Origin of the sequence: Glaciecola petra (genome assembly GCF_031846345.1) — a bacterium.
Lineage (GTDB): Bacteria > Pseudomonadota > Gammaproteobacteria > Enterobacterales > Alteromonadaceae > Glaciecola > Glaciecola petra.
The window spans coordinates 325,194-340,263 of record NZ_JAVRHX010000001.1 but is presented as its reverse complement, the minus strand read 5'-3'; the positions used below and the strand labels follow the sequence as shown (position 1 = coordinate 340,263).

At 39.5% G+C, this 15,070-nt stretch carries 14 protein-coding genes; 8 read left to right on the top strand and 6 right to left on the bottom strand.

Features of this window, described 5'->3' with window-relative positions; genetic code table 11:
* Window positions 1-14 precede the first annotated feature (14 nt).
* The 3 genes from aceE to ampE all read right to left on the bottom strand — a co-directional run bounded on the left by aceE (window position 15) and on the right by ampE (window position 4,508).
* A complete protein-coding gene (gene aceE, locus RM552_RS01515) occupies window positions 15-2,687 on the bottom strand; it encodes a pyruvate dehydrogenase (acetyl-transferring), homodimeric type (RefSeq protein WP_311367029.1) in 2,673 nt (890 codons plus the stop codon).
* A gap of 72 nt (window positions 2,688-2,759) precedes the next feature.
* Window positions 2,760-3,521: a GntR family transcriptional regulator gene (locus RM552_RS01510; RefSeq protein WP_432277173.1), complete on the bottom strand. Its 762-nt coding sequence runs from the start codon at window positions 3,519-3,521 to the stop codon at window positions 2,760-2,762.
* A gap of 120 nt (window positions 3,522-3,641) precedes the next feature.
* The gene (gene ampE / locus RM552_RS01505; RefSeq protein ID WP_311367028.1) at window positions 3,642-4,508 is read right to left on the bottom strand and encodes a regulatory signaling modulator protein AmpE; all 867 of its coding nucleotides are present in this window, start codon (window positions 4,506-4,508) and stop codon (window positions 3,642-3,644) included.
* A 222-nt stretch (window positions 4,509-4,730) separates the two neighbouring features.
* Between ampE and nadC the strand changes: the two genes are divergently transcribed.
* From nadC to RM552_RS01465, 8 genes are all read left to right on the top strand, one after another.
* The gene (nadC, locus tag RM552_RS01500; RefSeq protein ID WP_311367027.1) at window positions 4,731-5,597 is read left to right on the top strand and encodes a carboxylating nicotinate-nucleotide diphosphorylase; all 867 of its coding nucleotides are present in this window, start codon (window positions 4,731-4,733) and stop codon (window positions 5,595-5,597) included.
* Window positions 5,598-5,804: 207 nt separating this feature from the next.
* Entirely contained in the window at window positions 5,805-6,248 is a 444-nt protein-coding gene (locus RM552_RS01495) for a pilin (protein ID WP_432277172.1), read from the top strand.
* Between the two features lie 92 nt (window positions 6,249-6,340).
* On the top strand, window positions 6,341-7,549 hold the full coding sequence (locus RM552_RS01490; protein WP_311367025.1) for a type II secretion system F family protein: 1,209 nt from the start codon (window positions 6,341-6,343) through the stop codon (window positions 7,547-7,549).
* 132 nt (window positions 7,550-7,681) lie between these two features.
* Window positions 7,682-8,542, top strand: a complete 861-nt coding sequence (locus RM552_RS01485) for a prepilin peptidase (protein ID WP_311367024.1) — start codon at window positions 7,682-7,684, stop codon at window positions 8,540-8,542.
* Window positions 8,543-8,569: 27 nt separating this feature from the next.
* Window positions 8,570-9,208: a dephospho-CoA kinase gene (coaE, locus tag RM552_RS01480; protein WP_432277171.1), complete on the top strand. Its 639-nt coding sequence runs from the start codon at window positions 8,570-8,572 to the stop codon at window positions 9,206-9,208.
* Window positions 9,209-9,282: 74 nt separating this feature from the next.
* Window positions 9,283-10,044 (top strand): cell division protein ZapD, encoded by a 762-nt coding sequence (gene zapD / locus RM552_RS01475; protein WP_311367023.1) that lies wholly within the window; start codon window positions 9,283-9,285, stop codon window positions 10,042-10,044.
* Between the two features lie 2 nt (window positions 10,045-10,046).
* Window positions 10,047-10,295 carry a DNA gyrase inhibitor YacG gene (gene yacG, locus RM552_RS01470; protein ID WP_311367022.1) on the top strand — a complete coding sequence of 83 codons (249 nt, stop codon included), beginning with the start codon at window positions 10,047-10,049 and terminating at the stop codon, window positions 10,293-10,295.
* 28 nt (window positions 10,296-10,323) lie between these two features.
* A complete protein-coding gene (locus tag RM552_RS01465) occupies window positions 10,324-11,232 on the top strand; it encodes an aspartoacylase (RefSeq protein ID WP_311367021.1) in 909 nt (302 codons plus the stop codon).
* Here the strand turns inward: RM552_RS01465 and RM552_RS01460 are convergent.
* From RM552_RS01460 to secA, 3 genes are read right to left on the bottom strand one after another with little or no spacing between them, the layout of a single operon-like run.
* Window positions 11,216-11,944 (bottom strand): aspartate/glutamate racemase family protein, encoded by a 729-nt coding sequence (locus RM552_RS01460; protein ID WP_311367020.1) that lies wholly within the window; start codon window positions 11,942-11,944, stop codon window positions 11,216-11,218. The genes RM552_RS01465 and RM552_RS01460 overlap by 17 nt on opposite strands.
* Window positions 11,945-12,346 carry an 8-oxo-dGTP diphosphatase MutT gene (mutT, locus tag RM552_RS01455; RefSeq protein ID WP_311367019.1) on the bottom strand — a complete coding sequence of 134 codons (402 nt, stop codon included), beginning with the start codon at window positions 12,344-12,346 and terminating at the stop codon, window positions 11,945-11,947.
* 12 nt (window positions 12,347-12,358) lie between these two features.
* A complete protein-coding gene (gene secA / locus RM552_RS01450; protein ID WP_311367018.1) occupies window positions 12,359-15,067 on the bottom strand; it encodes a preprotein translocase subunit SecA in 2,709 nt (902 codons plus the stop codon).
* Window positions 15,068-15,070: the final 3 nt, after the last annotated feature.

Here is a 15,070-nt window from a genome sequence, read left to right as displayed (position 1 = left end):
GATTAGTACTCCTATTAAGCGTAAAGTGGGTTAATTTTATCGCCATCAATCTTCAGCGCTTTTTGTGCTTTCGCCAGATCAGCGGCTTTCAGATCACCGGCTTTAAATAATTCATATAAAGCCGCAAACGCTACATTCTGAGCATCCACTTCGAAATGATTGCGCAAATTTGGACGGCTATCAGAACGACCAAAGCCATCTGTACCGAGCACCCTATATGAACCCGGCACATAAGCGCGTACTTGCTCCGCATATTGTTTCATGTAATCAGTGGCTACAACTGTTGGTCCGTCATTGCCATCGCTGAGTACTTGAGTTATGTATGGCACTTTTGCTTTCGCTCTAGAATTTCGCATATTAAAACGATCACAATCGCTTCCATCTCGGCCTAATTCATTAAAAGATGGTGCGCTGTATACTTCACACGACACACCATAATCTTCAGCCAGTAAACTAGCTGCTGCTCGAACTTGTTCTAAAATGGTGCCAGAACCTACCAACTTAACATTAAGCTTGGATTTTGCAGGACCTACTTTATCCAATAGATAAATGCCTTTAAGGATACCTTCTTCGCATCCTTTGGGCATTTCTGGTTGAACATAGTTTTCGTTCATCACCGTTAGGTAATAAAAAACATTTTCTTGGTCTTCTAGCATGCGACGAATACCGTCTTGCACGATTACCGCAACTTCATAACCATAAGTCGGGTCATAACTTATACAATTTGGAATCAGACCAGCTTGAATATGACTGTGACCATCTTGATGCTGTAAGCCTTCTCCGTTTAGCGTGGTGCGCCCCGCTGTGCCGCCGACTAAGAAACCACGTGTTTGTGAATCACCCGCTGCCCATGCCATATCGCCTACACGCTGGAAACCAAACATAGAATAATATATATAAACTGGCAACATAGGTAAGTTATTCAATGAATATGAGGTACCTGCTGCCACAAAAGACGACATCGCGCCTAATTCATTAATGCCTTCTTGTAACACTTGTCCTTTTTTATCTTCACGATAATAAGCAACTTGGTCCTTGTCTTGAGGAATATATTTTTGTCCTGAATTACTATAAATACCAACTTGACGGAATAGGCCTTCCATTCCGAATGTTCTAGCTTCGTCAGGAATAATAGGCACAACTCGTTGGCCCATTTGCTTGTCTTTTAGCATAACAGTCAACACACGAACAAAAGCCATGGTTGTAGAAATTTCGCGCTCGCCAGAGCCTTTAGTAATTGCTTCAAAGGCCTTCAATGGCGGAGCAGGAAGCTCTTCAGTGCTTTTTGCCCTGCGTACCGGCATGTAGCCATTCAATGCTTCACGTTTTTCGCGCATGTATTTCATTTCTGGGCTATCTTCATCAAACTTGTAATAGTCCAAGTTTGCACAAGCTTCGTCAGAAACTGGAATGTTGAATCTGTCACGGTATTGTTTGACTGAGTCAACGTCCATTTTTTTCACATTGTGGGCAATATTTTTACCTTCACCCGCATCGCCTAATCCATAACCTTTTACTGTTTTAGCAAGGATAACTTGAGGACGTCCAACTGTTTCAGTCGCGCGCTTATAAGCCGCATATACTTTCACTGGATCGTGCCCACCACGATTTAAGCGCCAAATGTCTTCGTCTGACATGTTAGCAACCATTTCTTTTAATTCTGGGTACTTGCCAAAGAAATTATCGCGAGTATACGCGCCGCCTTTTGCTTTATAGTTTTGATATTCGCCATCAACAGTTTCGTTCATTACATCGAGTAATTTTCCTGAAGTATCGCGGGCTAATAAAGAATCCCAATAACGACCCCAAATGACCTTAATAACTTCCCATCCTGCACCTCGGAAAGTACCTTCTAATTCTTGGATGATTTTACCATTGCCTCGAACAGGGCCATCTAAACGCTGTAAATTACAATTGATCACAAACGTAAGGTTATCGAGGTTTTCACGCGACGCTAAACCAATTGCACCTAAACTTTCTGGCTCATCAACTTCACCGTCACCCATGAAACACCAGACTCGTTGATTTGAACAGTCCTTCAAACCGCGGTTAGTCAAATACTTTAAGAAGCGCGCCAAATAAATTGCTTGCATTGGGCCTAAACCCATCGAAACGGTTGGAAACTGCCAAAAATCCGGCATTAATTTCGGATGTGGATATGATGATATACCTTCGCCATCAACTTCTTGCCTAAACATGTCAAGTTGACCTGCACTTAAACGGCCTTCAATAAAAGCTCTTGAGTATATCCCCGGAGAAACATGCCCTTGCACAAACAAGTAGTCTCCACCGTTGTCGTCAGTAGGCGCATTGAAGAAGTGGTTAAATCCAACATCATAAAGCATTGCCGACGAAGCAAAACTTGAAATATGACCACCAAGCTCTAAGTCTTTCTTAGAGCCACGCAAGACCATCATTAAAGCATTCCAACGAATAGCATTACGTATTTTTGTTTCTATTGTGTGGTCGCCTGGCATTGTAGGCTCTTGCCCAGCGGGGATAGTATTAATATATGCTGTGGTCGCATCGTATGGCAAATGTGCACCATTTCGACGTGCTTTTTCAATAAGAGACTCGAGCAGATAATGCGCTCTATCGACACCTTCGGTTTCTAGAACAGCTTCTAAGGCATCAACCCATTCTTGCGTTTCAATCGGATCGACATCTGCATGATTCACATCGGCCATATTTTTTTCCTATTCATTTATTAAACGTATTAAACGGTATTAACTGAGTAATTTTTGTGCTAATTGTATACACTAATTGTTGCTAACAATGCGACGAATACTGCGCTGAACGTCGGCTTGATTCTGGTTTATTTCGAGCAAGGTTTTTTCAACAAACGACAAATGCTTATGACTTGCGTCTCTTGCCGATTGAGGATTCCTAGCGACTATGGCAGCAATAATTTCCGCTCTATGCTGAGCGATGGTTGCTTCCACATTTTTTTCAGGTGATAGACCTTGGCGTAGCATATTGAGATTTTGCTTAATATTGTCGATTAACATTAGGCGCATCGCTTGCATAACTTGTACCAAAACCATATTTTGAGATGCTTTTGCCATCACCATATAAAAATCAGCCAGTGCTTTTGCTTCGTCGTCTGGGTGTTCTTTGTAATCAATGCAATAGATGTTATCGAGAGCAGCTTGTAAAGCCAGATGATCGTTTTCGTTACCTCGCAGCGCTGCGTAAAAGGCGGCCATGCCTTCCAAAGAATGTCTAAATTCAAGCAAGTCAAACTGTGTTTCAGGGCGCTTTGAGATAAGTTCTAAAAGAGGATCTGAGAGCCTTTTGTTAAGATGCTCTGATACGAATGTACCACCGCCTTGTTTGCGTTGAATAAGACCTTTTACTTGTAGATTTTGAATAGCTTCTCGCAGTGAAGGTCGGGACACCTGAAATTTAGTGGCAAGTTCTCGCTCAGGCAATAATTTTTCGCCAGCCGCTAAGGTGCCATCAATTATCATCGACTCTAGTCTTTCTGTAATAACATCAGATAGCTTTGCTTGCCTAATCATTTACATATTCTCTTTATCATCAATTTCCTGACCACACTTGTTCATTAAATAGCAACAAACAACATTGGTATTACCAATTAACCAGCATATTTTAATGGAAGAAATGTAAAAGTAAAGTAATTAGGCAACAACTCCGACCAAAGTGCCTATTGAAAGTCCCATCAAAATGAAAATAATGTTGCGTTTTGCGAGCTTAACCATTTGTAAAGGTTCAGTCAGATAGATGTTTTGTGTCTCTTTATGCTCTTCACTAGCTTTGGCAACTTTTGCTAACAGATCATAAATTGGTAAATTAACATTGAAAATCACATCCATCCAAGCGACTAAACCATTACTGAAATGGCCGACGATTAGATAGCCAAAAGCGGTTAATCTCGCTGGAATCCAATCGAGTATGAAAAGCACTTCATCAAGGGTATTTCGTGTCTGATTTGCACTTTCTTGTGCTTCAGCGTCGTTTTCAATATTGTCGAGCGCTTCTTCTATTTGATTAGATTTTAATTCTTTAATCAGCGAATAGAAAACCATACCAGGTAAACCTAGAAAGATAAAAAACAAAATTACGCTAGCATATTGACGATAATTGACGAGTATTAGTTGTTTACCAACATTTGATAACTCTCCATCTACATTGCCAAGCGAAATACTATGCAGTGAACAAGCTTCAAAATCCTCTTTATTGGCCGATTGCAAATATCGTTTAAAGGTTTTACGGGTCACTGGACAACCTAAGCAAATCCATAAACTCAATAAATATAGAATAAAAACTAGTAAGCCAGTTAAGTTGACAACCAGTATCCACATAATCAATGCAGGAATGCCAGCAATTATTATGATACCAACAAGATTTGGTTGACTGATATCTATCTTAGATTTAGATGTCAACAACGCAAAATATTTTCTCGCAATACTAGTGATGTGAAACTCTTTTGATTTATTGCTGACGCGTTCTAAGGCCATAATAATCAATAAGGTAAATAGTGTCATTTTTGTTCCTAGTGTTTGCCTAATTATGAATGTGATAAAACGACTTGTTTTGAACCACTTGTATTCTACATTTACAAAACCTGCGGGCGCGTGTTTTTGAGCCACTCTACTCATTGTTTTCAGTCACCCTAATAATAATAACGCGTTGTAAAAATAAAGGTAGAAATAAATTTGAATTCTTGTTTACAGGCAATTCACTCAGTACAATGCGCACGCAGTTAAATGAACAAAGGTCAAATTGTGCTTGATAAATATGCCCTCAATATAAAAGAAGATGTCACCCATGCTCTGCTAGAAGATTTAGGTGGCTCTATGTCATTAGATAATGATTTGAGTGCGATGCTCATTTCGTCAGATGCATTAACTAAAGCGCACATTATTACCAGAGAAGACTGCATAATGTGTGGCAAGGCATGGGCTAATATGGCTTTTAACTTACTCGATAACAATATTCGCATGGACTGGTCGTTTAATGATGGTGATCTTGTTAAAGCGGGCCAAACACTTGTTAAAATAGAAGGAAATACTCGAGCCATTTTGACAGCCGAACGAAGTGCGTTAAATTTTATGCAACTATTGAGCGGCACAGCTACTACCACATATAACTATGTTCAACACCTCAGAAATAGTAAAACGCAATTATTAGATACACGGAAAACCATACCAACTTATCGCCAAGCACAAAAGTATGCCGTAACTTGTGGTCAAGGATATAACCATAGAATGGGGTTGTATGACGCGTTTTTAATCAAAGAAAACCACATTGCTGCTTGTGGCTGTATTTCTATGGCTGTGCAAAAAGCGAAGCAACTTGCCCCAAACAAACTGGTAGAAGTCGAAGTTGAAAACTTAAAAGAACTTGAACAGGCAATAGCGGCTGGTACTGATATTATTATGCTTGACAACTTTTCGACAGAACAGATCCAAACGGCAGTTTCTATAAATAGCGGGCGCTGTAAGCTAGAAGTATCAGGGAATATTACTGAGCAAAGACTAGCTGAATTGTCGAATATTGGTGTTGACTACATCTCTTCTGGCGCTATTACAAAGCACATCAAAGCAATTGATCTTTCCCTTTTAATTATTTGAAATCAATGAGTTAGTTTTCAAAAATCAATGTGATTCTTTCGATTTTTGTGTCAAAACCAAGACTTAAGTATACGTTTACATACTTCACAAGGTGCAATTACCTCATAGAATGATTTCCGAGGTTGAGAGGAAGCGATAACAAATCAGCTGACTCACAACTGTATTTAACTCACTTTGTTAATCGCGTTAAAAGACGCTTGGAGAAATATGATGACCATGTCAAAAATTCAATCAAACCAAAAAGGTTTTACATTAATCGAACTTATGATAGTTGTTGCGATCATCGGTATTCTTGCCGCCATTGCACTACCAGCTTACAACAACTACACAGATAAGGCTAAATTTACTGAAGTAATCAATGCGACTGCCGCTGCAAAATCAGCTGTTGAAGTGTGTGCCCAGGTAGAAGCTGCGTTAACTGATTGTGATGCGGGTACTAACGGTATTCCTGCTGCAGAAACTGGCGGTGATCCATCAGCATCTGGTAATGCAATTGTTAACCTTGGTGTTACTAACGGTGTAATCGTTGCTACTTCAAGTGGTGCTGCTAAGTTAAACGGTACAACTGGTGCGACTATTACCTTAACGCCTACACTAGCTGGCGGAAAAGTAACTTGGGCAAGCGCTTGTAACCCAACTACCCTTTGCTAATAACTAGCTAAGGCTAATTAGAAAGCAAGCGTCTGAAAGCCCAGTTTTACTGGGCTTTTGTGTCTTAACACTTACCATGGGTGGAAATCAAGATGGCGAAAACTGCAACGATATTTGAATGGTCAGGCGCTGACCGCAAAGGAAATAAGAATAAAGGCGAAATATCAGCCACAAGTATACTCGAAGCAAAAAACTTACTCCGCCGACAAGGTATATCTGCGGTAAAAGTCAAAAAACAATCAACAGCCCTTTTTAAAAAGAAAGATAAAGTCACTGCACAAGACATTTGTGTATTATCACGTCAAATCGCGACTATGTTAGGTGCTGGGGTAACACTTATACAAAGTTTAGAAATGATCGGGACTGGGCATGCAAAAGTGTCAGTACGAAAACTGTTAATGGAAATTACTAATGAAGTTAAATCGGGTAATCCATTATCTTCAGCATTACGCAAACACCCCTTATATTTTGATGATTTGTATTGCGACCTTGTTGAAACAGGCGAGCAATCTGGTGCACTAGAAACTATTTACGACAGAATTGCACTATACAAAGAAAAAGCAGAAGCATTAAAATCAAAAATTAAAAAAGCCATGTTCTACCCTATTGCTGTATTGGTTGTAGCATTTATAGTAACGACCATATTGTTAGTTTTTGTTGTGCCACAATTTGAAGAAATATTCGCCGGTTTTGGTGCTGAATTACCAGCCTTTACTCAAATGGTATTAAAACTGTCAAACTTTGTACAAAGCTACGGTGTGTTTATAGCAGCCGGAGTTGGTGCTGCTGGCTTCCTTTTTGTGCGAGCACACCGAAAATCAGCCAAGCTAAGAGATATGGTTGACGCGAGAATTTTAGGTATTCCAATAATTGGCGCTATTTTAAAGAAAGCGGCAATCGCAAGATTTACCCGTACACTATCAACTACATTCGCTGCCGGTGTTCCTTTAATTGGCGCCTTGGACTCAGCTGCAGGTGCTTCTGGCAATGCTATATTTAGAGATGCTATTTATTTCATTCGTAAAGAAGTTGCAGGCGGTATACAAATGAACGTTGCAATGCGCGCCACTAATGTGTTTCCTGATATGGTGACACAAATGATTGCTATTGGCGAAGAGTCTGGCGCAGTCGATGAGATGCTAGGCAAAATCGCGACAATTTATGAAGCTGAAGTCGACGATATGGTAGACGGCCTTACAAGTCTGCTTGAGCCTATGATCATGTCGGTTTTAGGTGTTGTAATTGGTGGTTTAATTATTGCTATGTATTTACCTATATTTCAGATGGGTTCAGTGGTGTAAGAATGCGGTTTGAATATGCGGGCCTGCTCAATAATAGCAAGCCTCGCATGCAAACCACTTGCATTAGAACCTGTATTTACTCAAAACAAACTGTTACCCTCTTCTTTAATTAAAAACCATAATGAAACTCAAATGATAGATTTGTTAGCCACCTCTCCCATTTTTTTTATTAGCTTTGTTTTTGTTTTTTCTTTGTTAGTTGGCAGTTTTCTTAATGTCGTAATTTTTCGTTTACCAGTAATGATGAAAAACGCTTGGCAAGACGAAGTGGATTTTCATATTAATGGTCCTGAGCATAAAATAGAAAGGCCTGTTTTTAACTTAGTCAAACCAGATTCAACTTGTCCAAATTGTTCTCACCAAATTAGAGCCTGGGAAAATATTCCCGTTATTAGTTGGCTTTTCCTTAAAGGGAAATGCAGTAATTGTAAGACTTCTATTTCTGCTCGCTATCCTTTAATTGAATTATTGACTGCAGGCATGAGTGCATGGGCGGCTTATCAACTAGGTTTTAATGTAGTGGGTATTTCGTTTGTATTCGCCACTTGGCTATTGGTTGCTATGACATTCATAGATCTCGACGAGATGCTGTTGCCCGATAGTCTGACTTTATCCTTACTGTGGTGCGGCCTTATTGTGTCTATTTTCCGCACAGACTTGAGTACTGCCGATGCTATTTTTGGCGCCGTTATAGGTTACATGAGTCTATTTTCAGTTTACTGGGGATTTAAGCTATTAACCGGTAAAGAAGGCATGGGCTATGGTGATTTTAAATTATTAGCGGCACTTGGCGCTTGGTGTGGATGGCAACAATTACCTATTATTATATTGCTCAGCTCAGTGGTTGGTGCCATTGTTGGTTTAAGCTTAATGGCAATAAAACGCCAAGGGGGTAGTTATGCTATTCCGTTTGGGCCATACCTAGCGGCTGCTGGTTTTCTTACCGTACTTTATGGTGATCAAATCGCGCAATGGTATTTATCAACGATTTAATAATAAACATGACAAAGGCTATTAATATTGACGCCTGAACAATTACAACATAAGTATATTGTCGGACTAAGCGGTGGCATCGGTTCGGGAAAGACAAGTGTGAGCAATCTGTTTGCCAAATTTGGTGTAGATATTATTGATGCTGATGTAGTTGCTCGAGAAGTCGTTGAACCTGGCACTGCAGGTTTAACGGCATTGATTGAAAAGTTTTCGAAACACATCCTCTCAAAAGATGGTAGCTTAGACCGCAGTAAGCTACGAAAAATTGCATTTGCTGATGAAGCATCTAAAAATGCTTTAAATAACATTCTCCACCCAATTATTCGCGAGGGCATGTTGCAACAATTAAGTGCTTCGAAGTCTACATATTGTATATTGGTTGCGCCTTTATTGTTTGAAAATGGTTTGCAAAAGCTTACCGACCGAACGCTGGTGGTTGATGCATCCGAACAACAACAACTCAATAGAACGCTATTAAGAGATGGTGGTCAAAAAGAAACCATTGAAAACATTATTGCCGCTCAAATCGAACGCAACCAGCGTTGTAAAATGGCTGATGACATTATTGATAATTCAGGCAATATGGATTCGTTAGAAGAGTCTGTTACCCGTCTGCATAAAAAATATCTTGAATTTTCAGCACTAAAGCTAAAAAAAAGTAAATAAATAGATTACACTTCTGTGACACCAGTTTTATGCTAAATATCTATACGTAAGTCGCATCAACAAGGGAGAAGTCAATGTCTGTCGCTTTATATGAATTTCCGCTTTGCGAAAAAGTGAGAAACTACCTGCGACTAGAGCATTTGTTTGCCCGCTTGCATGAAGCCAAATCAGCAACGACAGAAAATCAGCACCTTTACTTTTTAGAAGTGTTATTTAACATGCTCGAGTTGTTAGAACGTCTGGATTTGCGTACCGACTTTTTAAGAGATATAGACGGCCACGAGAGAAAACTTGAACACTGGAGCAAGCATCCAGATATTGATACTGAAGCATTAGAAAACGCTTTACAAAGCCTACGTAGCTTAAGTGCTGAAATAAAGAAAAATAAAAAGTTGGGTGCAAATTTACGTGAAGAAAAATTTCTTTCTGCTATACGTCAACGCTTTGCTATTCCCGGTGGCGTTACCAGTTTTGATGTGCCCATGCTATTTTGTTGGTTAAAACAGCCAGAACAAGTCAAACAAAACAATATGAGCCAATGGTTGACGCAATTGCAATTAATAGAAACAACAATGCAAACACTTATGTCATTTTTACGTGAAAAAGGCCGTTTTCATGAAACTCAAGGCGTCAATGGCTATTACCAAAGTAGTCAGGTGAGTTCCGATGAGAAACTCGAGTTAGTGCGGGTTCGCTGTGATAATGCCGATGGTTTTTATCCAGTGTTAAGCGGCAGTCGAAATCGCTTTGGCATCAAGTTTATGCAATTGAATACTGAAACCGGCACTAGCACTCCTGTCACGCAGATAGTCAGCTTTGCCATAGCGAGTTGTTAATAATGATTGTTAAATGCCCAACATGTAACGATAACGTTGAATGGAATGCAAGCGCCAAACATAGACCCTTTTGCAGTAAACGCTGCCAATTGATTGATTTGGGTGAGTGGGCGGATGAGAATCATGCCATCTCGTCTAATGAACACAAGCAAGATATGTTGCCAGATAATATTAATGCTGAGGATATCGACATTGAAGATATTGAAGATATGTTAGCAAAAGCCAATGGTAACGATTCCTTCTTTAATTAAATCAAAAACGCTAATTTGAGAAACCAACATGCATCACACAATAAAATCAGTGTTAATTACTGGTGGTACTCATGGTAACGAGAGTTCAGGTGTACTTATTGTCGAACAATACTTAAAAAATAACGAAGCCCAATCTATGTGTTCGAGCGCTAATATAGCCTTCACATTAGTCAATAAAGCAGCAATCAAAGCAAATTGTCGCTATATCGACGAAGATTTAAATAGGCAATTTACTCCTGAGTTACTTAACCTTACTACTTTACCCCATCAGAAAATCACCTTGCCTTATGAAGTGTCTTTAGCCCATAAATTTAACCAACAATACGGCCCTAAAGACCAAAATAGTGAAAATAGTAATACCGACTTTATCATCGATATCCACAATACGACGAGTAATATGGGGCCAACCTTGATTGTTTTGGTTAACGATAGCTTCCATCAACAGTTAGCTCGATACGTTAAAAATCTCATGCCAGAAGCCATTATTCTACTTGAAGATGGAAAACCCTATGCAGAAAATGGTTATTTATGTACCGTTGCCAAACGAAGCGTTATGGTTGAAGTTGGCCCACAACAACAAGGTAAGGTTGAACAAAAAGTATTACATCAAGCCAAAAGACTCACCGAAAGCGTATTACGCTTTATTGATAAATACAATAAATCTGAGCTTGACAATTTGCCGCCCGTGGAGGCTTTTAGATTAGGCAAAGAAGTACACTATCCTTTAAATAAGCATGATCAAAGAGTAGCTGAACTGCACAAAAATATAGTAAACGCTGACTTCAAAGCGCTCAATAAAGGTGAGCCATGCTTTTCTAACGGCGCGGGAAACGAGATATTATGGGAAGAAGAAACGACTTATCCACACTTTATTGGTGAAGCAGCCTACAGTCACTTAGACATAGCCTTTGCAACAAGCACTAAGATATTGTTTTAGCACTGCTTAATGCTGATTCTACAACGGCTTTTACATGTAATTCCGTCGTATTAAATAAAGGTAAATCATTGAAATCGCTTTGTTGAATCAATAAAAAAATTTCCGTACAGCCTAATATTATGCCTTGAGAACCACGCGTCCGAAGGTTCTCACATATTTGTATATAACGTTGCTTTGAGCCTGTCGTAATCACATTCTTGACCAATTCATCAAAAATGATGGTGTCAACATCATGTTGTTCTTGTTCACTAGGGACAATAACTTCTATCCCAAATGCTTCATACTTTTCACGCATATATGCTTCGGACATTATAGGCTTGGTGCCTAAAAGTGCTACTTTTTGCAAACCAAATTTTTTGATTTCTCGGGCGGTTGGGGTAGCAATGTGCAAAAAAGGAATGGACAAGTGTTGCTCTATTCGATTTAGTACTTTATGCATTGTATTTGACATACAAATTAAAATATCTGCACCACCTTTTTCTGCGGCTATTGCCTTTGCAATTAAATATTGTTCAGCTTCTTGCCACCTGTTTTGCCTAACAAAGTACTCGATATTGCCAAAATTACAGCCAATTATTAAGGTTTCTGCAATATCCCAAGCACCAAGCTCTTGGTTTACCAAATTATTAATCGCATCATAGTATTCAACGGTAGCACGATTGCTCATACCGCCAAGAATACCAATCGTTTTTTGCGGATATGGACGCTGCATTTAGCTGTATCCCAACGAGTTTAATTTATCTATGATTTGTACATTGGCTGCTGGGAAGTCTAATTGAGTTAGTTCAGCAAAACTTACCCATTTATTTTCTTGCCCCTCTGCACCATGCTCTTTGCCGGTAAAATCGCTAACAATCGAGACATGTAAAACAACGGTCTTATCTGGATAAGAAAAGCTTATATCCATAAGCGGCTTGGCGCGCTGAACATCAATACCAATTTCTTCTTTAAGTTCACGACGCAAGGCTTCTTCGACAGTCTCACCATGATCAACTTTACCACCAGGAAATTCCCACTTACCTCCTTGATGTTGATGTGAAAGCCTGCGACAAACAAAAAACCGTTGTTGTCGAATAACGACACCAACGGCTACATTAGTTAGAGTAGAGCTCATTAAGATATATGCCTATTTGAGTTTACCATGGCATTGCTTATATTTTTTACCTGAACCGCAAGGACATGGGTCGTTTCGGCCGACTTTTGGTCCTTTACGCTGAACTTGTTGAGGTTTCATTTTTTCTTGTGGATGGGTAGCTGAATCAGCCTTTTTGTGTTCAAAAAGTTTTTCTGCTTCAGCACGTCTTCGCTGGGCTTCTACCGCCTCCACATCAGATTCTTGTCGAACTTGAACCTTACTCAATATGCTAATCACATCCACTTTTAAGTTGTCTAGCATGTCTGAGAAAAGCTCAAAAGATTCTCGTTTATATTCTTGCTTAGGATTTTTCTGGGCATAAGAACGCAAATGAATACTTTGGCGTAAATAATCCATTGCAGCCAAATGCTCTTTCCAGTGTGTATCCAATGTTTGTAACATGATTTGCTTTTCAAATAAGCGTAAAACATCAGCTCCTACTGCTTCTTCTTTTGCTTTGTATGCCTGGGACACTTGACCTAAAATAAACTCTCTTAACTTCTCTTCGTAGAGCTTATCGTCTTCGTCTAGCATTTTTTGTAAAGGAAGATCTAAAGAAAAATCACTTTTCAAACGCTCTTCTAAACTAACAACATCCCACATTTCTTCTAAAGACTGTGGCGGAATATATTGGTCAATAACAGAATTAACAACATCGTTTCTCACGTTTGAAATAGTTGCGCCAATATCACCTTCATCTAACAACTCATTGCGTTGCTCATAAATGACACCACGCTGATCATTAGCAACATCGTCGTACTCAAGTAGTTGCTTACGAATATCAAAGTTCCTACCTTCAACTTTACGCTGGGCATTTTCAATGGCTCTGGATACCCAAGGATGTTCTATAGATTCGCCTTTTTCCATACCTAAGCGTTTCATCATATTGCCCATTTTTTCAGAGGCAAATATTCTCATTAGCGGATCTTCCAATGACAAATAAAAACGTGATGAACCTGGGTCACCTTGACGACCAGAACGTCCACGTAATTGGTTGTCTATCCGTCTTGACTCATGGCGTTCCGTACCGATGATATGCAATCCGCCCGATTCTAATACTTTATCATGGCGTGTTTGCCACTCTGCTTTTAACTTTTCAATAGCACTAGGCGATGGGTCTTTTAAGTTTTCTAGCACAACATCAAAATTGCCTCCCAGCACAATATCAGTGCCTCGACCCGCCATATTGGTAGCAATAGTAATGGCACTAGGCATACCGGCTTGTGCCACAATTTCAGCTTCATCAGCATGAAACTTAGCATTGAGGACTTTGTGTTTTATTTTTTCTTTTTTAAGTAAATGAGAAAGTAGTTCTGAGTTTTCTATCGAAATCGTACCAACCAAAGCTGGCTGACCGCGTTTTACGCATTCTTTAATATCTTCAATAATCGCCATATATTTTTCTTCGGCTGTCAGATATATTTTATCAGCATGATCTTTCCGAATCATCGGTTTATTAGTGGGTATAACAACTGTTTCAAGCCCATAAATACTATGAAATTCAAATGCTTCTGTTTCAGCAGTACCCGTCATACCACTTAATTTTTCATATAAACGGAAAAAGTTTTGGAAAGTAATCGATGCAAGTGTCTGGTTTTCATTTTGTATATTAACGCCTTCTTTGGCTTCAACAGCTTGATGCAAACCTTCTGACCAACGACGCCCTTCCATTGTACGTCCAGTATGTTCGTCAACAATAATGATTTGATCGTCTTTGACAATATAATCAACATCTTTAGTAAAGAGCTTGTGCGCTCTTAGGGCTGCATTCACATGGTGCAATAAAGATATGTTCGCTGCACCAAATAATGACCCACCATCTTTGATTAAACCATTTTTTTGCAATAATTCTTCAACGAAAATTTGCCCATTTTCGGTCAGGTGAACTTGTTTCGCTTTTTCGTCAACTGTAAAATGACCATCTCCATGCTCTTCTTGTTCATCTTCTTTTTCTTGACGTTCCAATTGTGGAATAAGTAAGTTGATGCGTTTATATAGTTCCGAACTGTCTTCAGCGGCACCCGATATAATTAGTGGTGTTCTCGCTTCGTCAATTAAAATTGAATCTACTTCGTCTATGACCGCAAAATTTAGTGGCTTTTGTACTCGGTCTTGAGGGCTAAAAGCCATATTATCGCGTAAATAATCAAAACCGAACTCATTATTGGTACCATAGGTAACGTCTGACGTGTAGGCGGCTAGTTTCTCGTCGTGGGACATACCAGGAATGTTACATCCAACGGTTAATCCTAAAAATGAAAATAACTTACGACTCCAATCGGCATCACGTTTCGCCAAGTAATCGTTGACCGTGATGACATGTACGCCTTTGCCTGATAAAGCATTAAGATAAGTAGGTAGTGTTGCAGTAAGGGTTTTACCTTCACCGGTGCGCATTTCTGAAATTTTACCATCGTGCAGTACTAGACCACCTTTCATTTGCGCATCGAAATGCCGCATGCCATATACCCGTTTACTGGCTTCTCGCACAACAGCAAAGGCTTCAACTTTTAAGCTATCTAAGGACTCACCGTCATTTAGACGCTTTCTAAATTCATCTGTTTTCGCCTTTAAATCTTTATCACTTAAAGCCTCTAGGTCTACTTCTAGTGCGTTTATTTGAATAACCACTTTACGTAGTTGTTTGAGTAAACGGTCATTCCGCGTACCAAAAATCTTCTTAAATATATTAGCGATCATGCG

Excerpts from the sequence above, each read along its gene's own strand:
- aceE (WP_311367029.1), bottom strand. The coding sequence starts at position 2,687 with ATGGCCGATGTGAATCATGCAGATGTCGATCCGATTGAAACGCAAGAA.
- RM552_RS01510 (WP_432277173.1), bottom strand. The coding sequence starts at position 3,521 with ATGATTAGGCAAGCAAAGCTATCTGATGTTATTACAGAAAGACTAGAG.
- ampE (WP_311367028.1), bottom strand. The coding sequence starts at position 4,508 with ATGACACTATTTACCTTATTGATTATTATGGCCTTAGAACGCGTCAGC.
- nadC (WP_311367027.1), top strand. The coding sequence starts at position 4,731 with ATGAACAAAGGTCAAATTGTGCTTGATAAATATGCCCTCAATATAAAA.
- RM552_RS01495 (WP_432277172.1), top strand. The coding sequence starts at position 5,805 with ATGATGACCATGTCAAAAATTCAATCAAACCAAAAAGGTTTTACATTA.
- RM552_RS01490 (WP_311367025.1), top strand. The coding sequence starts at position 6,341 with ATGGCGAAAACTGCAACGATATTTGAATGGTCAGGCGCTGACCGCAAA.
- RM552_RS01485 (WP_311367024.1), top strand. The coding sequence starts at position 7,682 with ATGATAGATTTGTTAGCCACCTCTCCCATTTTTTTTATTAGCTTTGTT.
- zapD (WP_311367023.1), top strand. The coding sequence starts at position 9,283 with ATGTCTGTCGCTTTATATGAATTTCCGCTTTGCGAAAAAGTGAGAAAC.
- yacG (WP_311367022.1), top strand. The coding sequence starts at position 10,047 with ATGATTGTTAAATGCCCAACATGTAACGATAACGTTGAATGGAATGCA.
- RM552_RS01465 (WP_311367021.1), top strand. The coding sequence starts at position 10,324 with ATGCATCACACAATAAAATCAGTGTTAATTACTGGTGGTACTCATGGT.
- RM552_RS01460 (WP_311367020.1), bottom strand. The coding sequence starts at position 11,944 with ATGCAGCGTCCATATCCGCAAAAAACGATTGGTATTCTTGGCGGTATG.
- mutT (WP_311367019.1), bottom strand. The coding sequence starts at position 12,346 with ATGAGCTCTACTCTAACTAATGTAGCCGTTGGTGTCGTTATTCGACAA.
- secA (WP_311367018.1), bottom strand. The coding sequence starts at position 15,067 with ATGATCGCTAATATATTTAAGAAGATTTTTGGTACGCGGAATGACCGT.